The organism is Edaphobacter sp. (genome assembly GCF_035763405.1).
Lineage (GTDB): Bacteria > Acidobacteriota > Terriglobia > Terriglobales > Acidobacteriaceae > Edaphobacter.
In genome coordinates this window covers 1-21,360 of the sequence record NZ_DASUBE010000139.1, presented here as the reverse complement: position 1 = coordinate 21,360, position 21,360 = coordinate 1, and the positions used below count along the sequence as shown (strand labels likewise).

Sequence of the window (21,360 nt, the reverse complement as noted above, 5' to 3'; positions counted from 1 at the left end):
TAAAGAGGGTGCTGAAAAAGTGTCTCGCCGGGAAGAAAGCGTACCTCAGCGGCTAAAGCCGCGTTGATTTTGCAGCGTTAGCGGCACGGCTGAAGCCGTGCCCTTAAGCAAAACTGACTTTTTCAGCACCCTCTAAAGCCCATTGCATTGAGGGACGTGATGGCGTGGCTGAAGCCACGCCCCTTCAAAGCGAAGACTTAATCAGAGGTTCCTTAGAGCGTTTCCCATGTAGGTGTAGCCCGACGCGAATCAATGCGAGGCTCAGATTCGTGTCGAGAATGACAAACAAAGAAACCTACACGTGAGAGAGAACGGCTCTAATAGATGCGGGTGCGTGAGGAGAGCGCGGGCTTGAGCGTGCGCTCGGACTTTTTGATGAGGTGCGGGATGCGCAGCGGACGCGGCGGCACCTCGGGCATTCCGGCCTCGCTCAGTTTGTAGAGCAGCGAACGATAGCTGATCTGGAGCCACTTGGCGGTCTTCTGGCGGTTCCAGCTATTTTCCTGAAGCACCTTGAGGATGATCTGCCGTTCGAGGTCCTGCGTCGCCTTCTTCGTAATGTTCTTGAGCGAGACGGGCACGCTGAGGTCGATGTCGGTGACGATGCCGCTGTGCGGCTCCTCCGGCATCAGCTCCGCAACCAACGCCTCTTCGCTGCCGATGAGTACATAGCTGCGGATAAGGTTTTCGAGCTGACGGATGTTGCCCGGCCAGTGGTAGTTCTGCATCAGCCGGACGGCACTCTTCGAGAGCAGCTCGGGCGTGGTGTGGAAGACCTTGGCGTAGTGTTCGATGAAGTAGTCGATCAGGATCGGCAGGTCGGCGATTCGCTGGCGCAGAGGTGGCAGATTGATGGTGACGGCATTGATGCGGAACAGGAAGTCCAGCCGGAAGGTGCCGTCTTCAACCTGATTGCGAAGGTCGGTGTTCGAGGCCGAGACCAGACGTGTGGCGATGGAGCGAGGCTCGTGTCCGCCGACGCGGACGAAGGTGCCGTCCTGGAGGACTTGCAGCAGCTTGGACTGGACGCCCAAGTCGAGGCTTCCGACTTCATCGAGGAACAGGGTGCCGTTGTGGGCCTGCTCGACGCGGCCGAGCTTGGTGGTCATGGCCCCGGTGAAGGCGCCCTTCTCGTAGCCGAAGAGTTCGGTTTCGAGCAGCGTGTTGGGGATGGCCGGACAGCTCACCTTGACCAGGGAACCGCGCGCGCGCAGCGAAAGGGCGTGTAACAGGCGGACACAGATCTCTTTTCCGGTGCCGCTGTCTCCCTGGATGAGGACAGGAACATCGGTCTCCGCCACGCGCTCGAGCTTGTTGCGGACCGCCTGCATGGCGGCCGTCTTGCCGAAGACAATGTCGAGCGGCGGCAGATTAAGAGCGGCAGCGGATTCAGTATTTTGCACCAAGGTCGTTTTCCTATCGGGCGAGCATAACCGCAACTCTGCAATGCTCTTCACACAGCACGTATAGCTCCATAATTTTATGCCATCAAGAGAATTGTGGAGGAAATTGTGGGTCAAGCTGACCATTGGGGGCTGGTTCGGGGTTTGGTAAAGGGAAATAATGGCCTATTTATGTGATATTTCCGGGTAACATGCCAAAAGCTGACCGGGGTAATCTGACGATTTTTTTCAATTTTTTTGTTGGAAACCGGGTCTGAACATGTAAGCTAGGCCTACTTGAGAGGGAGAAAGGGAAAACCTTTATCTCTTTTGTCGGCAAAGTTCTTAACATTTTTCTGTTGTGGCAGTTCAGTTTCGGTCTAGAATTTGCAGAGTATGGGTTCGCGGAGGCCTCCCCACTTCCCGAACAGTTTTTGAGGGCAAGTTTTTTCACACTCGAAGATGCATTCGAGTTCACACGTATCGCGGGCTGGGCATCGCATCCGGTCTGCCAAAAATTAGGGGTAGCTATGTCAGCATCGCTGTCGTACACCGTACCTGCCTTAAAGCCCAGTTCGAAGTTGCAGCCGAAGATACATATTCTTGAGCCAGATCTGGCCGTGCTGGATTATCTGAGGCTCACGCTCGGGGACAAGTATTGTCTGAATCTGTTCTCCGAAGAGCAGACGCTGCTGGATCGGTTGGAGCAGAAGGAAGCTCCTGATCTGCTGCTGCTGGCCATGCACTCGAACCGGGACTCGCTGCCACTCTTAACAAATATCCGTTGCTCGAAGCCCAACCTGCCGGTGATTGTGCTTTCATGCTCGGCCGAGCTGCGCGATCTGGAGATGGTGATCCGCCTTGGTGTGCGCGCGATCGTGATGAAGCCGTTCGTGGGCTCGGACGTGGAGCAGGCGATTGAAGAGCACCTCTCTGCTGTGGAAAAGAAAGTTCCTGCTGCCGACGCGCTGAAAGAGATTCCGCTGAACGAGAACCACTCGTTCGTGCGTTCGAGCAAACGGATGCGCGAGCTAGAGTCGCAGGCGTCGCTGGTGGCGCGGGCCGACATCCCGCTGCTGATTCTGGGCGAGAGCGGTACAGGCAAGGAGATTCTGGCGCTCTATACGCACAAGATGTCGTCGCGGAGCCAGAACATCTTCCTGAAGGTGAACTGCGCGGCGGTGCCGGCGGACCTGCTGGAGAGCGAGCTTTTCGGCTACGAGCAGGGCGCGTTTACCGGCGCGGTCAAGACCAAGCCGGGCAAGTTCGAGGTCTGCTCAGGCGGAACGATCTTTCTGGATGAGATCGGCGAAATGCCCGCGATGCTACAGGCGAAGCTCTTGCAGGTGCTTCAGGACGGAACGTTCTCGCGGCTGGGCAGCCGGTCGCCGATGAAGGTGGACGTTCGCGTTATAGCCGCGACCAATATCAATATGAAAGAGGCGATGGCGAACAAGACGTTCCGCGAAGACCTCTATTACAGGCTGAATGGGTTTACCCTGAGCATCCCGCCGCTGCGCGAGCGCAAGGACGAGATTCCGGTGCTGGCGGAGTATTTCATGCGCAAGAGCTCGAAGAAATACGGGCGCGAGGCGTTGCCGTTTTCGACGGCGCTGCTCAATGGGCTGATGGAACACTCGTGGCCGGGCAATCTGCGCGAGCTTGAAAATGTAGTCAACCGGTATCTTGTGCTGGGCGAAGAAAAGGCTATTCTGGAGGAGCTATCTCCTTCAACCGTGTACCAGGGAGCGACGGCTCCGGTGGCGGCAGCCGCTGAACCGCCGAATGGCGCCGGGCTGAAGGCGATGGTGCGGAGCCTTAAGGGCGACGCCGAATCGACAGCAATCGCACAGGTACTGGAGGGCGTTGGATGGAACCGGAAGGCCGCGGCAAACGATCTGCAGATCAGTTACAAGGCGCTGCTGTACAAGATCAAGCAGTACGATCTTCAGCCGGCTCCCAGGGATCGCGCGTAGCGGCGAAGGACAGTCGCGCGGAGATTGACGGCCTCTATAAAGTCGTTGTGCGGTATGAAGACCATGCCGTGCGCGGCTTTGCTGACGTCGAGAAGCTCGGTTCCATTGAACAGTTGCTGCGCAACGATTCCGGTCATGTGATCGACACGATTTCGCTGAAGATTCTGGACACCAACGTTGTGAAAGAGGTGCCGACCAAGGACGCCAAGGCGGTCTTCTTCGTGAAGACCTTCGACGGCGACCTGAGGCATCGTGCGCTGCACTTCCACGAACATGCTCCGGTGATCCCGGGGCTGTGGGTGCGGGTGTACTTTTACGACGGCGAGATGATTGAAGGGATCATCGGCAACACGCGGGACTTCGTGTTGGAGAATGGATTCTTTCTGCGGCCGACAGACCCGAACGGGAACAATACGCTGGTGTATGTACTCAAGAGCGGGCTAAAGGACTTTCATGTGCTCGGAATGAGGAACTTCTCGAAGAATCTGATCGCGGGCGCAGCACAGAAATAGGACCTGGTGCGGGTGGCAGTCTGACCTAAAACGTTTGACTGCTGAGCGGCGCGGCCTGTTCTGTGATAAGTTGGGCGCGGAGAAAAGTGAATGCATCTGCGTGGAATGAAGATCTCTTTGATGTGGTCCCTGGGGACGTGCGTGCTTGCCGCAACAGCCTTTGCAGCCAATCCGCTGGTGGTGAAGACGGACAAGGGCAAGGTGGAAGGCGCGTTGACTGTGGACCAGCAGGTACGGGCCTTCAAGGGGATTCCTTACGCGGCTCCTCCTGTGGGCGAGCTGCGCTGGCAGCCTCCGCAGCCGGCGGCGAAGTGGAAGGGCGTGCGCGAGGCGAAAGATTTTGGCGCGCGCTGCATGCAGACGTCGGGCTATTCAGACATGGTGTTTCACGACTCCGGCGAGAGTGAAGACTGCCTGACGCTGAATGTGTGGACGCCGGTGAAGGCGAAGGGGCTGCCGGTGATGGTGTGGATCTACGGCGGCGGGTTTGTCAGCGGCGGTACGTCGGAGGCGCGGCAGGACGGGCAGTATCTGGCGCATCGTGGCGTGGTGGTGGTTTCGATGAACTACAGGCTGGGGATCTTTGGGTTCTTTGCACATCCGGAGCTGACGGCCGAGTCTCCGAACCACGCCTCGGGCAACTACGGACTGATGGACCAGACAGCAGCGCTTCGGTGGGTGAAGGAGAACATCGCGGCGTTTGGCGGCGATCCGAACAACGTGACGATCTTTGGTGAGTCGGCGGGTTCGATCTCGGTGAGTATGCAGATGGCGTCGCCGCTGGCGCAGGGACTCTTCCAGAAGGCGATTGGCGAGAGCGGAGGCGCGTTCTCGCTGGTTGCAGCGCGGCCTGCTTTGTCTGGGCGAGAGGCGACGGAGCGAACGACCGTCGCGTTTGCCGAGCGGTCGTTTGGGACGAGCAAGCTGGCCGATCTGCGGAAGCTCTCGGCCGATGAGCTGGTGAAGGCGGCGAAGGCGAAGGGCGTGCCATCGGAGTTGTTCTGGCCGGATGTGGATGGGTACTTCCTGCCGGAGTCGGTGCGGGCGATCTATGCGGCGGGCAGGCAGGCGCACGTTCCGCTGCTGGCTGGATGGAACAAGGACGAGGCTCGGGGCGAGGTGATCTTTGCGAGGCCGCAGCCGACGGCGGAGAGCTTCCGGGCTGAGGCGGAGAAGCTGTTCGGCGCGAAGGCGGAAGATTTTCTGAAGGTGTATCCGGCGGCGACGGACGCGGAGGCGGTGAAGTCGGCGGGCGATTTGGCGGGCGACCGGTTCATCGTGTACTCGACGTGGCGGTGGCTGGAGTCGCAGGTGGAGACGGGCGGCTCGCCGGTGTATCGCTACCGGCTGGACCTGGGCTCGCCGGGAGACAAGTTCCATCCGAAGATTCTTGGGGCATTTCACTCGGACGACATCGAGTACGTCTTCGGTACGCTCGACTCGCGGCAACAAGCGGTGTGGCGGCCTGAGGACCGGGCGCTCTCCGACCAGATGCAGCAGTACTGGACGAACTTTGCGAAGACGGGCGACCCGAACGGGACCGGGCTGCCGAAGTGGCCTGTGTACAACTCCTCAGGCGACTGGCAGGTGATGCATCTGAATGCGACTTCGGAGGCGAAGCCGGACGACTTGCGGGCTCGGTATCTGTTCCTCGACTCGTCCTGGGGGAAGGCGAAGGAGTAGGTACCCCCCATTAAAGTACTCAAAATACTTCTAACAAAGGACTTAGGTCTGGACTATCTGCGCACGTTTCATGCCATCCCTCCTGAAAGTCAGAAAGCCCGGCTGCGCGCCGGGCTTCTTGTTCTTCTGATTTAAGGTTATCAGTGGTGTCAAGAGGTGGGTGTGGGAAACCACAGTTGGCTCCTGTGAGCCGGTGTGGAAATGTATATGTCGGGTTTTCACGGGTCGCGGAAAAAGTGCGTCCGGCAGCGTTTGCCAGGGAAGCTCCGATGAGGTATCGGAGGACCACGGAAAGAATCGGCGCAGAAAAGAAATGCAGGGATTCTTCGCTGCGCTCAGAATGACCGGGTCGAACATGCGCTCAGAATGACCGGGTCGAACATTCGCTCAGAATGACCGGGTCGAACATGCACTCAGAATGACCGGGTCGAACATGCGCTCAGAATGACCGGTTGAACATCGGAGACTTCATGGGTGGCTTCTTAGGGCGGTTTCGGTCTCGTTGTGACAGTCGAGTTGGAGAGTTGTGGTCTCCCACCCTTTGTGCAAAAGACGCACAAAGGATGGGGCACCCGCGGATGGGAAGTGCTATTTGACGGCTTCCATCTCGACTGCAACGTCCATGTGGCGGGTGCTGCCGGGGATGTCGAGTGAGCCGAGGATCATTGGTTTGCCGGGAGTCAGGAATGCGGTGCCTTCGAGCGAGGTTTGCCGGATGACGGGATCCTGCGGGGTTGCGCTGGAGACCTGCTGCTCGGCGATGCTCGATTGCTCGACACGGGAGTTCAGCTTGACGCCGTTGTCGAACTCATTGAGTGTCACGTCGAAGTTCATACCCACGTCAACATAGGTCATCTGCATTTGTGCGGTTGACGTGCCGGGATTGTACTGGCCGGTTGCGATGGGGACGCGGCTGCCTTGTTTGAGGGTGGTTCGTTGTCCGGCGACGACGATCATGTTGTAGTGCTGGGTGCCGATGCGCTTGCCGTTGTCCATCTCGGTGAGGGTGTAGGTGAGGCGGTAGGTTTTGTTGGGACGGTCGAGGTCACTGATCAGTTTCTGGACGAGTGCGAGCTGGTCGGGAGTGGAACGGACGACGACCGTGTTCAATGCGGAGACGAGGTATATCTTTGCCGAGGGAGCGACGAGGTTGCGAAGGGTGGTGACGATTTCCATGCCCTCCACGGCGTTGCTGACGTTGCTGAGGTGGAAGGTCTGGACTGTCTCGTTGTCATGGCTGCCGACTGCTTTCGGCTCCTGAGCGCGTGAGGGGAGTGTGGCGAACACCAGGGCTGAAGCAAGAGCGAGTACTCCGGTTGCAAGCTTGATCGGGATTCGTTTTTTGTTGCCGTTCATGGTTTGTCTCCTGTGAGGACGGTTTTGGGTGGTGCGAAGAATTGGTCGAACTGGGCTTTGTCCTTCGCCAGTTGTAAGGTCCAGGCGGCGTGATCGAGCGAGGCAAGCTCGATGGGGTTGCGCGCTTGAATGAGCCTGAGCAGCAGTTTTTCCTCATCGGTGAGGGGCATGGGTGGAGCGGGAAGGCTGGGCGCGCGTGTTTCGATCTCGGCGAGCGTCTCGTATGAATCGCGTGGAAGCGGTTTTTGCAGGCGATGTGTTGTGGCTTTGTGGGAGATGGGTGCGGTTGCCTGAGCGGGTGCTTGCTCTGGACGGATGCGTGCTGGAGCGGGCTGGAGGGAGGAGATGGTTTGCGCGGGTTGCGTTGAGACGCGCTTGCGGCGCATGGATGGTATGAGGAACACGAGCGCCAGCAGGGCTGCGAGGCCGCAGGCTGCCGGCAGGGCAAAGGCGCGCGTGAATTGCATAAGACGGCGCTGATGCGTTTGTGCAGGATGGTGCGTGCGTGCCTCGAGCGCGGCGAGGATGCGGCGCTCCATGCCGGGAGATGGTTCGGCATCTCGGAGGCCGGACAAGACCTCTTCGAGCAGCGGTTCCGAGTGCTTCATGTGCGGTCTCCTTTTGCGAGTCGTTTGCGCAGTCGCGCGCGGGCGCGGAAGAGCAGAGCGCGGACGGCGGATTCGCTGCGGCCGAGGATCTGCGCGATGCCGGCGGTTTCGATTTCGTCGATGGCGGAGAGGAGCAGGGCGTGGCGCTCGGCTTTGGGGAGCCGCTCGATCTCTGCGAGGACGAGGCTGATGCGCCGCGCCTCGTCGAGGGCAACATCGGCGGGCAGGCTTTTTGCTGCGAGCATTTGGGCGAAGGCCTCGTCGAGCTGGCCGGGGCGGATGCGGCGGCGGCGGTCGATGGCGAGGTTCCAGGCGATGCGCGCGAGCCAGACGCGGAGGTCGCGCACGGCGGGCAGGGTGTCGTGATGTTCGAGGACGCGGACGAAGACATCCTGCACGACATCTTCGGCCTCGGTGGTGCTGCGCAGGATGGAATGGGCGACGCGGAAGAGCAGCCGGGAGTATGTCTCGACGAGCGCGGCGAGGTCGTGCTCTCGCGTGCCCTCGGTGGACGATATTGGCAAACTACATTCCTCGACCGGCGCCATAGGCCTCTTCTACCAAGAAAGACGCGCGATGGACGATTCCGCTCGGAATAATTTTGGAGGCTTTGTTTTGTCTCCAGGAAGGTATTTGGGCCGATGCGGACGAGTTTGAGAGAAAGAGCCGAAGGGATATGCCGGGCTTTCAGCCCTCATATCTTGACGGGATGGGGACCTGGGACTTCGGCCCAGGCTGGTGTATGTCGCGCCGTTGGCGCTACGGAAGTGAAACTGATTTGCGATTCGTCACACTAGTTGTGGAGAAGGTAGATGCGGTAGCTGTAGGGAGGCTCCGCGATGTCGGTCCAGCGGACCTGGCCAGGCGGTGTGACTTGCTTGTAGAGCGTGTAGCGGCTCTCGACGAGGGTGTTGAGTTGCGGCCAGCGGAGGAGCTTGTCGAAGCTGCGGGGGTGGCCGCAGTCCTGGTCGGTGAGGATGAGGACGCGGGGCGGGCGGGCGATCAGGGCGCTCCAGAAGGCTCTTCGATACTGTTGCACGACCGGGTTGCTGTCCGGCTGGAGGGCATAGCAGTCGTAGAGAAAGCCGGTGCTCTGCGTGAGCTTCATGCGGTAGAGCGTGGTGATGCAGCCTGCGGTGAAGTCGATGCATTGGACGTTGTTGTTGAGTGAAGCGCCGTCGAACGAGGGGCCGCCGAGTTGCGTGAGGTCTTTCTGAAGAAGATTGCTGAAGCCGCTGGGGTTTGCGTGCAGACGGAAGGTGCGCAGAAGAGACTGCGGCGCGAGGATGAAGGCGGCGAAGAGGATTCCCGCCGCGCTGGCGATGCGGAGGGTGGTGGAGGCGTGAGTGTCTTCGAGCGAACGGAAGAAGATGAGGCAGAGGAGCAGGAGCAGAAAGGCGTCGGCTGGGTAACGGTGGTAGGGGAGCGCCTTACGTTGTACGTAAAAAGAGAACAGGCCGCAGAGGACGTTGAGGGCGAGAAGCACTTCGGTTTCGTTGAGGACGGCGATGCTCTCGCGCTTGCGCACAGCGAGCACGACGAGGCAGAGCAGAGTGAGCGGCAAGAGGGTTGACGGAAGGATGTGCAGCAGGAAGTAGCTGTTCGGGAAACGGAGCAAGGTGTTGTGAAGCGGAATGAGGCGGGTTGCGATGAACCAGAATGAGCCCAGTGCATGGGTGTGGACGATGAAGCTGAGTGCGATGGCGGGCGCGAGCAGGAGCGGCCAGATGCCATTGCGCAGGAGCGGTGCAGGTTTCCATGGATTGTCGGGGCGAAGTAGAGCGACGAATACGAGGGTGGCGATCCAGAAGAGGAGCGCGGTGGGCTTGATGATGAACGCGAAGCCGGCCAGCGCGGCGGCCAGGGAGATGAAGAGGATTTGCCTGCGGCGCAATGCGTAGAGCGTGAAGGCCACGGACCAGAGCAGGATGACGGCCATGAGCAGGTCGCGCTGGCCGAGTTGGTTCATGCCGTCGCGGCCGTGGATGAGGATGAAGAGCGAGCCTGCGAAGATTCCGGCGAGGCGATGGTAAGGCCACGCAATGAGCACCATCGCGCCCGCAGCCGCGAGTCCAAGGGTGAGATCGTAGAGCCGCCATGCGAGCGCGCCGTCGCCGAAGAGATGCATGACGAGCCATCCGGCGATGTAGGTTCCGGGAAGATTGATGTCGATGATCTGCCGGTAGGGTGCGAAGCCACGGTCCATGAGGAAGACGACGTAGTGCATCAGCGACGCATCGCCGACAAGAGGCCAGCGCAGCGAGGTAATGCAGAAGATGACCGCGCAAAGGATGGGGACGGAGACAACGACTCTGCGAAGAGAACGAATCAACGTGGACTTCCTTTGGGCAAACGAAAGGTCAGGTCAGTGCGGCTTGCGCATTACGTTGCTTCAGGTGTGGTGCGTGTTTGTCCGGGAAGTGCGAAACCCGGCGGTCATTTATGAACGTACCATGTGTCAGGCCTTTCCCTGGGGTGGAGTTTTGTTGTGTGTATAGCTGTTTTCGGTTGAGATGCGATGCAGCGGAGCGAGCAGGAGTGCAGGCGTATACTGACGGTGATGCGACGGCTTGCCGGTATCGTGATTCTGCTTGTGCTGATTGGCGCCTCGGGGCCAGTGATGGCCTGCGTGACGGGTGTGGCGATGAGCCATGAAGAGAGTGCGTGCTGTGTGGCGATGCATCGGCAGTGCGGCGAGATGACTGCGATGAAGTGCTGCCGGATGGTGGCGCATCGTGATCTGCAACAGCTTGCTACGCCGGCCGCGTCGTTGCCGGTGCAGTGGCTTGTTGTCGCGCAGGTTGTGGCTGCTGTGCCTGTGCCGTCGCGGGTTGCACTGGGCGGCCCGGTGATGGACCATGCGCCGCCTGGGTTGACGGTCGCGCGAAGTACCGTTCTCCGTATCTGATTCTCCTTCGATCTGATTCATGCACTGCTGACTTGTGCGGGCGCGTGCGCGCTCGTCTCTGTTCGCGCTTCATTTGATCGAAGGAGATTTTTATGAAAACGCTGGTTGTGGTTCTCTGGGCGCTGGCCTTGCCCGGAGCGGCTCTGGCTGCCGATCATGGCCCTGTCTTCAGTTATGCGACGCCGGTGAACTCGGCGCGTGAGTTCAGCTTCGATACCGGATTGATTGGCCGGTATGGATCGCCGGGGACGCAGACGACATCGGTTTCGCAGATTGGATATGGAATTACGCCGCACATTACGGTGACGGCTGTCGTTCCGACGACGATCGGGAGCGGGGCACTGCCGGAGACGCGCATGGCGGGCGGTGGCGAGTGGGCGGCGAGCGGGTCGTGGCGCTTTCTGCACTCGGTGACTTCGGTGGGCAAGCGGGTGGAATCGACGGCGTCGCTGGGGCTGGTGGTTCCGGGGCCTCAGCGTGATTCGGGGGTGCTGGCTGATCTGCATCGCGCGCCGGGTGTGACGGCTACGATCGCTTCGGGGCTGGCGTCGCGGAGCCAGTACTTCTGGGCGGGCGGCGGCTATACGCGGTTTGCCGAGGCGAGCCATGACCGCAGGCCGTATACGGCTTCGTGGAGCGCGGTGTATGGGTATCGTCCGGCGAGTCTGAGAAGGGGCGTTGACCAGTGGGATTATCGCGGGTTCGCTGAGTTGACGGGCGAGCATACCGGCGGTGTGCTTCGCGCCGGAAGCGTGATTCCGCATAGCAGCACGACGACGCTATGGCTGGGGCCTTCGGTGTTGGCCATCTTCAAGGATGTAGCGATTGAAGGCGGAGTGCAGGGGCCGCTGTTCCGCGATGTTTCGTCTTCGCTGTACGGGCGCGAGCGGATTCGGTTTGCGATCAATATCAGTTACCTGAGGTATTCCTCACATGCAAGTTCTCGCTGAAAGGAGCGATGTTATGAAAGCTATTGGAATGATTGCGACGGTGTTGTTGGCTGTGTTCGGCGCTTCGGCGCGGGCAGAGTACAGGCAGGTGAATATGACGGTCTTCGGCATGGATTGCGCGCCGTGCGCTCATGCGATTCACGTATCGATGATGGGTATACAGGGCGTGTCGGCAGTCAGCGTGGATTTGAATACGGGGCTGGTTGGCATTATGCTTGCGCCGGGTAATGGCGCGGACATGCGCCAGTTCAACAAGGCGGTGGAGCAGAACGGGTTCACGCACAAAGATGCGAAGGTAGTGGTGCGGGGTCAGCTTTCGGGTTCGGCGAGTGCTCCGTTTCTGGAGGTTTCGGGAACGAAGGACCGCTATGCGTTGACGCCGCTGGGCGCGAGTGCGGATGTTGCGGGCCTGATGGGCAAGACGGTGATGGTGGAGGGAACAGTGCCGCAGTCGGGGCGCGGCAAGGTTTCGGACACGTTGCGTTACACGACGATTAAGGAGGCACGATGAGCACGCGGCCTGTGTTGCCGGACGCCAGGAGGCGCGCACGCAGGGCGGCACTGCTGAACTACTTCTCGCTGTTTGGTTCGTTCAGCACGTTGATCTGCTGTGCGCTGCCTTCGGTGCTGGTGCTGGTGGGGATGGGCACGGCGGTGGCGTCACTGCTTTCCGCCGCTCCCTGGCTGGTTGGATTTTCACGGCACAAGGTATGGACGTTCAGCATAGCCGGGGTGTTGATTGCCGCGAGCTTTGTGGTGACTTATGTGGTTGCTCCGAGGTTGCGGCAGGGGACGGTCTGCGATGCGGACGATCCGGCGACGTGTGGGGAGGTGAGCCGGTTAAGTCGCGTGCTGCTGTGGGTCTCTGCCTTGATCTGGAGCGCGGGTTTTTTTGTCGCGTATCTTCTGGGGCCGATTTTGAACCACGCAGACGGGGTGCATTAGGAAAGGGGCAGGCCTAAAGGTGATGCGGCGCTTTATGGATTGGAGTATGCTGGGTCGCGTTGTTGAGACTGAGTTGACGGAGAGGAACGACGATGGCGATTGCACGGCAGGTTATTACTTCGCTGATGCCGGATGGCACGGACATTCTGGGGACAAAGGTGTTGGCGGTCAAGATTGCAGACGAGAATATCGTGTCCGGTTCACTGCTGACAGTGGAGAGCAACCACTTCTGCGTGCTGAAGTCGCGCGGGGCAGTGCTGAATGTGTATGAGACGGGGCAGTATGCGTTGACGACTCCGGATAAGCCGCTACTGGGATCGATTGCGCAGGGCTTTTTCGGGGGCAACTCGCCGTGGGTGTATGAGGTGATCTACATCAACCGCTCGAAGCTGCTGATTCGCAGCGAAGGCGTGGCAACGAGTGAAGAGATGGCCGAGATGGCGTATCAGGTGGATTACTACATCCACGTGGATACGAAGGAGGCCGCGCTGGATTTGATTACACACCTGCCGTTCAATGGGCACCTGATCGATACGAAGGAGGTCTCGGATTATGCGGGGCCTGCGATTGAACAGGCGATCAATCAGATTGTGCAGGTGACGAAGATGGAGGACATCAACGAGCACATCGGCGAGGTGCGCGAGCTGGTGAAGAACCATCTGACGGAATTTTTGAAGACCTACGGGATTACGCTGAATGATTTGAAGATCCTGATTATGCCGAAAGACGAGCGGATGCGCGAGCTGATCTCGCTGCAGGCGATTGGGCTTTCGCCGATGGAGTCGGTGCGGTATTACCTGGCGCTGCGGATGGCCGAGAAGGGGCTGGTCTCCGCGCCGAACGCGGCGGCGGGCGAGCCGTTCAACATTGGGCAGGCAACAGGGTTCTATCCGGTGGGCGCGGAGGCTGGGTTGCAACCACGGCAGGGAGAGAAGTGATGGCCGTCGGAATGAGTTTTTACGATACAGACAAGTTGCGGCAGATTGCGACAAACCTCTTCTATGGATGGGGGTATAACTTCTATCGCACGGAGAACCAGTTGCGTTCGGACGACCAGCTTGTGCGCTCGAAGGCGGCGTGGCTGCTGGGGATTGCGATGGCAAGTGTGACGGCGGCGGAGACCGAGTACAGACGCGAGTTTCTGCCGCCGCCTTCGCGTGTCAAGCCGTTTCCAGATGCGGCGGCGGTTGCTTCGGCGCAGAAGCTGGAGCTGCTGGCGAAGGGAATCGGCGCGCTGGAGGCGGCGATTCAGCAGCAGCCAGTGCCGGAGAACGATCGGATGACGCAGCGGTTTCGGCAAGAGGCGGCGACGCTGAGGACGCTGATTGAGCACGACGAGAAGCTTGTGGGGCAGTGCGAGCTGATGCGCTCGATGGTGGACCAGCAGACGGGGATGGCGATTCTTGAAAAGATAGCGGACCTGGAGGGTGGGCTTGGGGCGATTCGCGGGACGCTGCAACAGCGCGAGACGGTGCTGCACGGTGTAACTCAATAGTTCGATAGGTCTGGCCATTGATCTCGTGAGCCACGCACGTGGCCTTTTTTATCGCCTCAAAACATTATTTTGCATTGCGTCAGAATTCGTTTGACATCCCCTTCCGGGGCAAGTAAAACGTTTGCACGCTGATGATAGCGCTATCGGAGTGAGGTTCTTGCTGAATCTGATTTGGCAAGAAGCGGGGCATGCGCGTGCATTCCCTGTGGTAGATGGTGTTTTTACACAGGTAATTTTCTCAATTTTCCGGAGGAAGGATGATGTGCAGAAAATCTCAGATAAGGGTTTCTTGGTCAAGATGTGAGAGCGTTATCATAAAACCGAATCGGAGATCGAACTGTCTCTGGGTCGGTTTGATTGCCGGTTGTCTGCTGGCGATGCTGTCGGCGGGAGGCGTTCTACATGCCCAGGAATATCGCGGTGTGATCTACGGGCAGGTTAAGGACACGACGGGTGCGGTGATTCCGAATGCGATTGTCACTGTTACCAGCGGCGTTCAGACATACAGCGACAAGACGAAGGGGAGCGGGGAGTTCACGATTCCTTATGTGCAGCCGGGTCGTTACACCGTAACGGTCGAGGCGCCGGGTTTCAAGAAGGTAGTGCAGTCGAACGTGTTCGTCGATATTGCGCAGAAGAGCAACCTGAACTTTGTTATGCAGGTTGGCGCGGCCAATGAGACGGTTACGGTGGAGACCTATGCGATTGGGTTGAATACGGCGGACGCCTCCAGCGGCACGGTGATTGACCCCGAGAAGGTGCAGAACCTTCCGCTCAACGGCCGACAGGTGTATATGCTGCTGGCGCTGACGCCGGGTGTGAAGTTTACGCAGACGAGTTTTGGCGCGGGCGGCGGGTATTCGGGAACGCGCGGATGGGACGAGTCGAATGCGTATTCGATCAGCGGGCAGCAGGGCGCCTACAACCAGTTCATGCTGGGCGGCGCGCCGATCTCGCAGCAGGACGGCGGCGGAGCAGGCACGTGGAATATCTCTCCAAGCATCGACGCCATTCAGCAGGTAAAGGTGATGACCGCGACCTACGATGCACAGTATGGGCGTGTTGGCGGCGGAGCGGTCAACATCGTCATCAAGAGCGGAACGCCGAGTTTTCATGGAACGGTGTATGACTTCTGGCGCAACAGTGTGCTGGATGCGAATGTGTCCCAGTACAACCAGATCAATGCGGCGCGGCCGTATCACAATCAGCACCAATATGGCGGAACGATAGGCGGGCCGTTTCTCAAGAAGAATGCCTACTTCTTCTTCAGCTTTGAGGGATGGAGGGAAGTGCTGCCGGCGGCGGTTATCGCTACTGTGCCTACACCGGATATGTATCCGGACGGCAGCGGGAATGTGAACCTGAGCGGATATATCGCAGGCGAGAACAGGGGCCATATTTACGATCCGCTCAACTGTCTTCCTGTGGGCAGCTTGACCTGCAAGCGAACGCAGTTTCCGAACGACACAATTCCGGCCAATCGCATCAGCCCGATTGGGTTGAAGGTCATGAAGTTGTTTCCCCTACCCAACCGGCCCGGATACGACCATAACTATGTGTTGAACGGGAAAGATCGCTACCGGTACAACATGCCGATTGCGCGCGTGGACTATAACTTCACGAACAGAACGCGAATGTACGGCGAGTTTGCGTGGTGGTCGGGCACGGAGTTCCGCAACAACAGTGGTTTGCCTGGGCCAGCGATGACGGGCAATATCGACAACTACCGTTCGAGTCTGACACAGGTGCTGGATCTGACGCATACGTTTACGCAATCGCTGGTCAGCGATGTGCGGCTCTCGTTCAACCGGACGTGGAACCGCGGGCCAAACGGCAGCATATCGGCGGGCATCGCTAAACTTTCACCGAAAGACCTGGGTTTGACGATGCCTGCCATTCCGACGACATCGCGGCAGTGGGCACCGGAGTTTCATCTGAACGACGGATTTCCGCAACTGATTGGCAACACGGGAGACCCGGTGATCTATGAAACATACGATCTTGGGCCGTCGCTGACGCAGGTGATCCACCAGCACAACCTGCACTACGGCGGGGAGTTTGCGCTGTATCACGACATCACCGGCGGAGTCGGGCAGCCAAACGGGCAATTCAGCTTCAGTGATGGCTTCACTCGAAGAGATCCGTTTAACGGAGCTTCCAAACCCGACGGGTCCGTGATTGCTTCCTTGCTGCTGGGATATCCGAGCGGCGGAAGCGTACAGGATGCGCTGGCTCCGTACGAATCGTATAAGTACTACGGACTGTTCATACAGGATGACTGGAAGGTGAAGAGCAATCTGACCTTGAATGTCGGCCTGCGGTGGGACACGGAGACCTCGCCAGTCGAGCGGCACAATCATCTTCTGGCTGGGATTTGCCTGACCTGCACGAACCCGATCACCAGCCAGATTACCTTCCCTCCGGGCAATGTGCTTCCGAATGGAGCTACGATGGCGAACCCGCTGCTGGGCGTCATTCAATTTGCCAGCAGCAAGCTGACTGCCTATGACAACTACTCCGGCGAGTTCCAACCGAAGTTCGGCTTCTCGTATGCGGCGCGGCGGAACATCGTATTTCGCGGCGGTTGGGAGCTGGGCAAGGCGATCGGCATTGAACTTGGCGGAGCTTCGGCATGGAACCAGTCGACCAGTTACAACACATCGCCGGATGGCGGCATTACTCCTACATCGGACTTCCTGAATGGGAATCCATATCCCAACAGCTATGTGCCTGTTCCAGGAGATGCCCAAGGGGCATTGACGCTGGTTGGGCAGGGATTCGGAATCGATCAGCGGAATCGCAGGGTTCCGTTGGTACAGCAGTTCACGTTCGGCTTCCAGGCGCAACTTCCTGGGCAGATGATTGCAGAAGTTGGATACCTGGGGTCGCATACAACGGCTCTTCGCGCCTCCCGGCAATTTAATGGCTTGAGTGCGGCTGACTTCCAGAAAGGGCACGCCGATCCCAACTACCTGAACCAAAATGTGACGAACCCGTTCTATGGAGTGCTGCCTAAGAATGTTTCGATGGGGCAGAACCCGAAGATACAGGTCAAGAATCTGATGGTTCCGTATCCAGCTTTCAACGGGAACATCTATGTGTATACAGACCCACGCGGATATAGCAACTACAACTCGATGATCGCAAAGCTGGAGAAGCGTATCACCAGTGGAGGCGCGTTGAGCCGGGGTCTTAGCTTCCTGAGCTCATTCACGTGGTCGAAGCTGATGACCGGCAACAGCTACCTGAACAATAGCGGTGCGGGTCTGGTTGATCCGGCTCCTTATTATGCGATTGACGGTTCGGACCGGTCGTGGGCGCTGGCCTTTAGCGGTTTGTACGGGCTCCCGATTGGACGTGGTGGATTGATCGCCAGCAACGCGCACGGATTGCTGGGGACGGTCATCAACGGCTGGCAGCTTGACTGGATATTCCAGAACCAGTCTGGAACGCCGGTCGGTTATCCGAACGGAGACCTGTACAACTGTGGTACGTACAACCAGGTACCCGCCCACAAGAGCTGGAGTAGCTACCTCAATAATTCGCAGCCGAGTTGCTTCGCCAAGTTCCCGCAATATACGGCGGTGACTATGTTGCCGAGGACGACACAGGTGCGTAATCCCTGGGCACAGCAGACCCAGCTTGGCCTGGAAAAGAAGTTTGCGGTTACAGAGAGAGCAAACCTCCAGTTCAAAGCTGAGGCATTCAACGCAACCAATACACCCATCTTTGGTGGACCGGGTACGGGCAATCCAGAGCAGGCGCCCATTCCCAATACGAGGGGTATCGCTCTGAATCAGCCGGGCGGCTACACGGGCTACGGGACGGTTGGTTCGAACCAGCAGAACTTCCCGCGCCAGTTGCAGTTGTCTCTGAAGCTGTTGTTCTAGTGATGACGTGATGTGTTCGAGGCGTCTCCGTCTATGCGATGAGCTTAGGTTGGAGGCGCCTACGATTTGGTGGACATGCGCGGCGCTCTCTTGTGCGGCAACAGGAACATTGACGGCCTCCTGACTGCTGTGGCTGCTCACATGCTTCGTGTGAGAGAGTGGATACGCGAATTGCACACTCTTCTGAAGGAGTCATAAGACGAACATGCGCGCCGCATTTCTCTGCCTGTTGTCTCTTCTGGCTTTGCCCTCAACCGTGTTGGCTCAGGGAACTGTGCCTGTGTTTACGCGCACGGTTGGGTCGGCATCGTACAGCTTCGCCGGCGGTGATCCTGCGCAGGGACACGTGACGACAATTCCTACGGTGCTGGTTCCGGTCACGCTCTCATTTGAGGCAAAGCATGTTGCGGGCAGGTCCTTCGTGATGAACGCAGACGCGGATGTGCCGCGAGTTGTTCGTTCGCCAATCTTCTCGAAGGCTGCCTTTGGTGCGGGTGGCGAGACGCAATATATCGATGCGATGATGCGTGCCACGTTTCCCGGCGCGAAGGGATGGCGCACGCTGCTGGGCCGGCCGGAGGTGAAGCCGGTGAAGATTACTGTCCCGGCTGGGTACGGTTACGTGCTGACGTCGAAGAGGAGCGGCACGATTGCGATTGTTGATCTTGAGTTTTTGCAGAAGGAATTGTTTAAGCGGCTTCCGAAGCAGGATGGGAAGCTGGTGATCGCCGTGACGCACAACACGGCGTACTATGCGCTGGGTGACGCGACGGTGTGCTGCTCGTGGGGCACGCACGGTGTGGACCGGGCGACGGGGAACTCGTTCGTGCTTGGCTCGTATCTGCGCGGCGCGCCGGCGATTGTTACGGATCGGGATGTGCAGCCGCTCTCTCAGCAGCTTGCGGAATTTTTCTATGATCCTGTGCGCGATCCGCTGGTGACTACGCCGCTGTTTCAGCAGAGCACGGCTGCGCGGGGAAATGTTGTGCCGAGATGGATGCGTCCGGTCTCGCTGCGCGCGGGTGAGGAGGGATCGTGTGGCGGGTCGGGTGTGGGGTCTATGTATTTTCTGCTTGAGCCCACGGATGTAAATCATAAGAATAATTTTCCGGCGTCGCCGGGGTTTCAGGTACGCATGAAGAGTGAGACGTATCACGTGCAGAATGTGGCGTTGTTGCAGTGGTACGTTGGCGGTGATGCGAGCCTGGGCGGCGACTTTAGTTTCCCCGATCGTAAGGCGCTTGTCGCTGCTGCTACGCCGTGTCCGGTCTTCCGCATGGGCGAACGGCCTTCGTCTGCGGCTGCGGTTGAGCCAGTGCAACCGAGCGGTGCGCCGAATGGGCATCAGTTGATCGGCTATTGGACGGGGCATGGCGTGGGAGGAGCGCCGTTTGCGCTGCGCGATGTTTCGCCGCAGTGGGACGTGGTCATTGTTGCGTTTGCCACGCCGGATAAGGATTCTGCGGGGACGCTCTACTTTCGTCTGCCCAGAGGGATCGATCCGGCGCAGTTCAAGGCGGATGTTGTGTATCTGAAGAGCAAGGGCAGGAAGGTGATGATCTCGCTGGGCGGCGGCGGCAAGTTTTTCACGATGCCTGACGCGGAGAGTACGCAGCGGTTTCTTGCGTCGGTGACAAGCATCATCTCGGAGTATGGATTCGATGGGATTGATCTGGACTTTGAGAGCCCTTCGCTCGTGATCGATCCTGGCGATACGGATTTCAGGCATCCGACGACACCTTCGATTGTGAATATGATTGCCGCGCTGCGGCATTTGCGCGAGCACTTCGGGCCGGGGTTCATGATTAGCCTGGTGCCTGAGGGGACGCAGATTCCGGCGGGCTATCCGGCGTATGGCGGACAGTTCGGTTCGTATCTGCCGATTGCGTATGCGGTGCGTGACATTCTTTCGTTTGTCGATGTGCAGGACTACAACACGCCGCCATTGCAGGGGCTGGATGGCGAGATCTATCAGACTGGCTCGGTGGACTATCACGCGGCGATGACGGAGCTGCTGTTGCGTGGGTTCAACGTTGGCGGGAGTCCGAGGCATTTCTTTCCCGGACTACCGGCGCGGCAGGTTGCGGTTGGGTTTCTGACTGGCTACTCGACGCCGAAGGAGGTGAGCGAGGCGATGGAGTACATCATCACCGGGAAGGCTCCGGCCGGTGCGAGTTATAAGCTGCGGAAAGCGGGCGGTTATCCGGAGATGATTGGCGCGATGTTCTGGACGATCGACGCGGACTTGTGGGGTGGTTACAACTACTCGAATGTGATTGGGCCGCAGTTGCATGGGTATCCGGCTGGCAGGTAGGGCGATCTGCTATAAGGGGTTACGTTTTGCGCGTAGGAGAGAAGATATGGGGGTCTCTCCACTTCGGCGGCAAATGCGCCGCCTTCGGTCGAGATGACGTGCTTTGGTGGCGCGACAAACGAGCGCAGCAAGAAACGCCGCAGACGGACTCTGCGGCGTTTCGGTTTGATCGGATAGTTTGCTGAGTTATGCGCCGACTGGCTCGGCTGCCTTGACGTTGACGGGGGTGAGCCAGTTGTAGCGGTCGGGCTTGAGGCCATTGACGATGGAGAAGAACTCGTTGTGGAGCGCGGTGGTGATGGGGCCCATCTTTCCGTCGGCGATGAGGATGCGATCGACGGAGCGGAGGTGGGTGACTTCGGCGGCGGTGCCGGTGAAGAAGGCCTCGTCGGCGATGTAGATCATCTCGCGCGGCAGGGCTTGCTCAACGACTTCGATGCCGAGCTGTTTCGCCAGCGTGATGACCGAGGCGCGCGTGATGCCGCTGAGGACGGAGTTGGCTACCGGCGTGGTGTAAAGGACGCCGTTGCGGACGAGGAAGAGGTTTTCGCCCGAGCCTTCAGAGAGATAGCCGTTCACGTCGAGCGCGATGCCTTCGGAGTAGCCGTTGATGTCGGCCTCCATGCGGATGAGCTGCGAGTTCATGTAATTGGCGCCGGCCTTGGCCATGGAAGGCATGGTGTTGGGCGCGAGGCGGTTCCAACTGGAGATGCAGACGTCGCCGCCATCGTGACCGGAGACGTATTTGCCCCATGGGAAGTTGGCGATGTAGACCTCGACGGGATTCTTGAGCGGATTGACGCCCATCTCGCCGTAGCCGCGGAAGGCGATGGGGCGGATGTAGCAGGGAGCGACGCCGTTGGCTTCGACCACATCGACGACTGCGGAGCAGAGCTGCTCGACCGTGTAGGGGAGCGGCATACGGTAGATCTTGGCGGAGTCGGCCAGGCGCTGTATGTGCTCGGGCAGGCGGAAGACGCCAGCGGAGTTGGGCTGCGCGTAACAACGAATCCCCTCGAAGACCGAGGAGCCGTAGTGGACGACGTGGGACATGACGTGGATCTGGGCTTTGTCCCAGGGGATGAGGTTGCCGTTGTGCCAGATGTTTTTGGTGGTCTCTAAGGGCATGGAGGACGCTCCTGAAGGGCTCTTTATCCAATTATAGCGGGGTTCGTTTACCGGCCATGCAAGAATGAGAGCGTGGCGTTTGATTCACATCTGGCGAGTCTGAGCGGGTTGCAGCACTCGGCGTATGTGCAGTTTTCGGTGCTGGCGCTGAGTTCCATCTTTTTTCTGGTGGACCCGTTTGCCGCGTTGCCGACGTTTCTGGCGGTGACGGCG

17 protein-coding genes are annotated in these 21,360 nt (G+C 59.1%); 11 read left to right on the top strand and 6 right to left on the bottom strand.

Translation table 11 applies throughout. The features are described 5' to 3' along the window. Window positions 1-317: 317 nt before the first annotated feature. Window positions 318-1,403 (bottom strand): sigma-54 interaction domain-containing protein, encoded by a 1,086-nt coding sequence (locus VFU66_RS13410; protein ID WP_326446771.1) that lies wholly within the window; start codon window positions 1,401-1,403, stop codon window positions 318-320. 509 nt (window positions 1,404-1,912) lie between these two features. Here VFU66_RS13410 and VFU66_RS13405 point away from each other — a divergent pair. The 3 genes from VFU66_RS13405 to VFU66_RS13395 all read left to right on the top strand — a co-directional run bounded on the left by VFU66_RS13405 (window position 1,913) and on the right by VFU66_RS13395 (window position 5,553). Further along, window positions 1,913-3,358, top strand: a complete 1,446-nt coding sequence (locus VFU66_RS13405; RefSeq protein WP_326446770.1) for a sigma 54-interacting transcriptional regulator — start codon at window positions 1,913-1,915, stop codon at window positions 3,356-3,358. Continuing rightward, a complete protein-coding gene (locus VFU66_RS13400) occupies window positions 3,253-3,870 on the top strand; it encodes a DUF6982 domain-containing protein (protein WP_414649447.1) in 618 nt (205 codons plus the stop codon). The genes VFU66_RS13405 and VFU66_RS13400 overlap by 106 nt, the downstream gene beginning before the upstream one ends. Before the next feature lie 105 nt (window positions 3,871-3,975). Next, window positions 3,976-5,553 (top strand): carboxylesterase/lipase family protein, encoded by a 1,578-nt coding sequence (locus VFU66_RS13395; RefSeq protein ID WP_326446768.1) that lies wholly within the window; start codon window positions 3,976-3,978, stop codon window positions 5,551-5,553. Window positions 5,554-6,141: 588 nt separating this feature from the next. On the opposite strand, the gene VFU66_RS13390 is transcribed toward VFU66_RS13395, so the two are convergent. From VFU66_RS13390 to VFU66_RS13375, 4 genes are all read right to left on the bottom strand, one after another. Next, entirely contained in the window at window positions 6,142-6,909 is a 768-nt protein-coding gene (locus VFU66_RS13390) for a secretin N-terminal domain-containing protein (RefSeq protein WP_326446767.1), read from the bottom strand. Next, window positions 6,906-7,517 carry a hypothetical protein gene (locus VFU66_RS13385; protein ID WP_326446766.1) on the bottom strand — a complete coding sequence of 204 codons (612 nt, stop codon included), beginning with the start codon at window positions 7,515-7,517 and terminating at the stop codon, window positions 6,906-6,908. Before VFU66_RS13385 ends, VFU66_RS13390 begins: the two co-directional genes overlap by 4 nt. After that, window positions 7,514-8,041: an RNA polymerase sigma factor gene (locus VFU66_RS13380; protein WP_326446765.1), complete on the bottom strand. Its 528-nt coding sequence runs from the start codon at window positions 8,039-8,041 to the stop codon at window positions 7,514-7,516. The genes VFU66_RS13385 and VFU66_RS13380 overlap by 4 nt, the downstream gene beginning before the upstream one ends. Window positions 8,042-8,310: 269 nt before the next feature. Continuing rightward, the gene (locus VFU66_RS13375; RefSeq protein ID WP_326446764.1) at window positions 8,311-9,849 is read right to left on the bottom strand and encodes a hypothetical protein; all 1,539 of its coding nucleotides are present in this window, start codon (window positions 9,847-9,849) and stop codon (window positions 8,311-8,313) included. A gap of 186 nt (window positions 9,850-10,035) precedes the next feature. Here VFU66_RS13375 and VFU66_RS13370 point away from each other — a divergent pair, with 186 nt between their 5' ends. The 8 genes from VFU66_RS13370 to VFU66_RS13335 all read left to right on the top strand — a co-directional run bounded on the left by VFU66_RS13370 (window position 10,036) and on the right by VFU66_RS13335 (window position 20,019). Beyond that, window positions 10,036-10,425: a hypothetical protein gene (locus VFU66_RS13370; RefSeq protein WP_326446763.1), complete on the top strand. Its 390-nt coding sequence runs from the start codon at window positions 10,036-10,038 to the stop codon at window positions 10,423-10,425. A 92-nt stretch (window positions 10,426-10,517) separates the two neighbouring features. Further along, a complete protein-coding gene (locus VFU66_RS13365) occupies window positions 10,518-11,375 on the top strand; it encodes a hypothetical protein (protein WP_326446762.1) in 858 nt (285 codons plus the stop codon). 13 nt (window positions 11,376-11,388) lie between these two features. Next, window positions 11,389-11,886: a heavy-metal-associated domain-containing protein gene (locus VFU66_RS13360; protein ID WP_326446761.1), complete on the top strand. Its 498-nt coding sequence runs from the start codon at window positions 11,389-11,391 to the stop codon at window positions 11,884-11,886. Further along, window positions 11,883-12,320 (top strand): hypothetical protein, encoded by a 438-nt coding sequence (locus tag VFU66_RS13355; protein ID WP_326446760.1) that lies wholly within the window; start codon window positions 11,883-11,885, stop codon window positions 12,318-12,320. The genes VFU66_RS13360 and VFU66_RS13355 overlap by 4 nt, the downstream gene beginning before the upstream one ends. Window positions 12,321-12,412: 92 nt before the next feature. Continuing rightward, window positions 12,413-13,258, top strand: a complete 846-nt coding sequence (locus VFU66_RS13350) for an SPFH domain-containing protein (protein ID WP_326446759.1) — start codon at window positions 12,413-12,415, stop codon at window positions 13,256-13,258. After that, window positions 13,258-13,815, top strand: coding sequence for a hypothetical protein (locus tag VFU66_RS13345; RefSeq protein WP_326446758.1), 558 nt, complete (start codon window positions 13,258-13,260; stop codon window positions 13,813-13,815). The genes VFU66_RS13350 and VFU66_RS13345 overlap by 1 nt, the downstream gene beginning before the upstream one ends. 422 nt (window positions 13,816-14,237) lie before the next feature. Further along, window positions 14,238-17,705, top strand: coding sequence for a TonB-dependent receptor (locus VFU66_RS13340; RefSeq protein WP_326446757.1), 3,468 nt, complete (start codon window positions 14,238-14,240; stop codon window positions 17,703-17,705). 205 nt (window positions 17,706-17,910) lie between these two features. Further along, window positions 17,911-20,019 (top strand): glycosyl hydrolase family 18 protein, encoded by a 2,109-nt coding sequence (locus VFU66_RS13335; protein ID WP_326446756.1) that lies wholly within the window; start codon window positions 17,911-17,913, stop codon window positions 20,017-20,019. Between the two features lie 186 nt (window positions 20,020-20,205). On the opposite strand, the gene VFU66_RS13330 is transcribed toward VFU66_RS13335, so the two are convergent. Further along, window positions 20,206-21,147, bottom strand: a complete 942-nt coding sequence (locus VFU66_RS13330) for a branched-chain amino acid transaminase (RefSeq protein WP_326446755.1) — start codon at window positions 21,145-21,147, stop codon at window positions 20,206-20,208. Window positions 21,148-21,360: the final 213 nt, after the last annotated feature.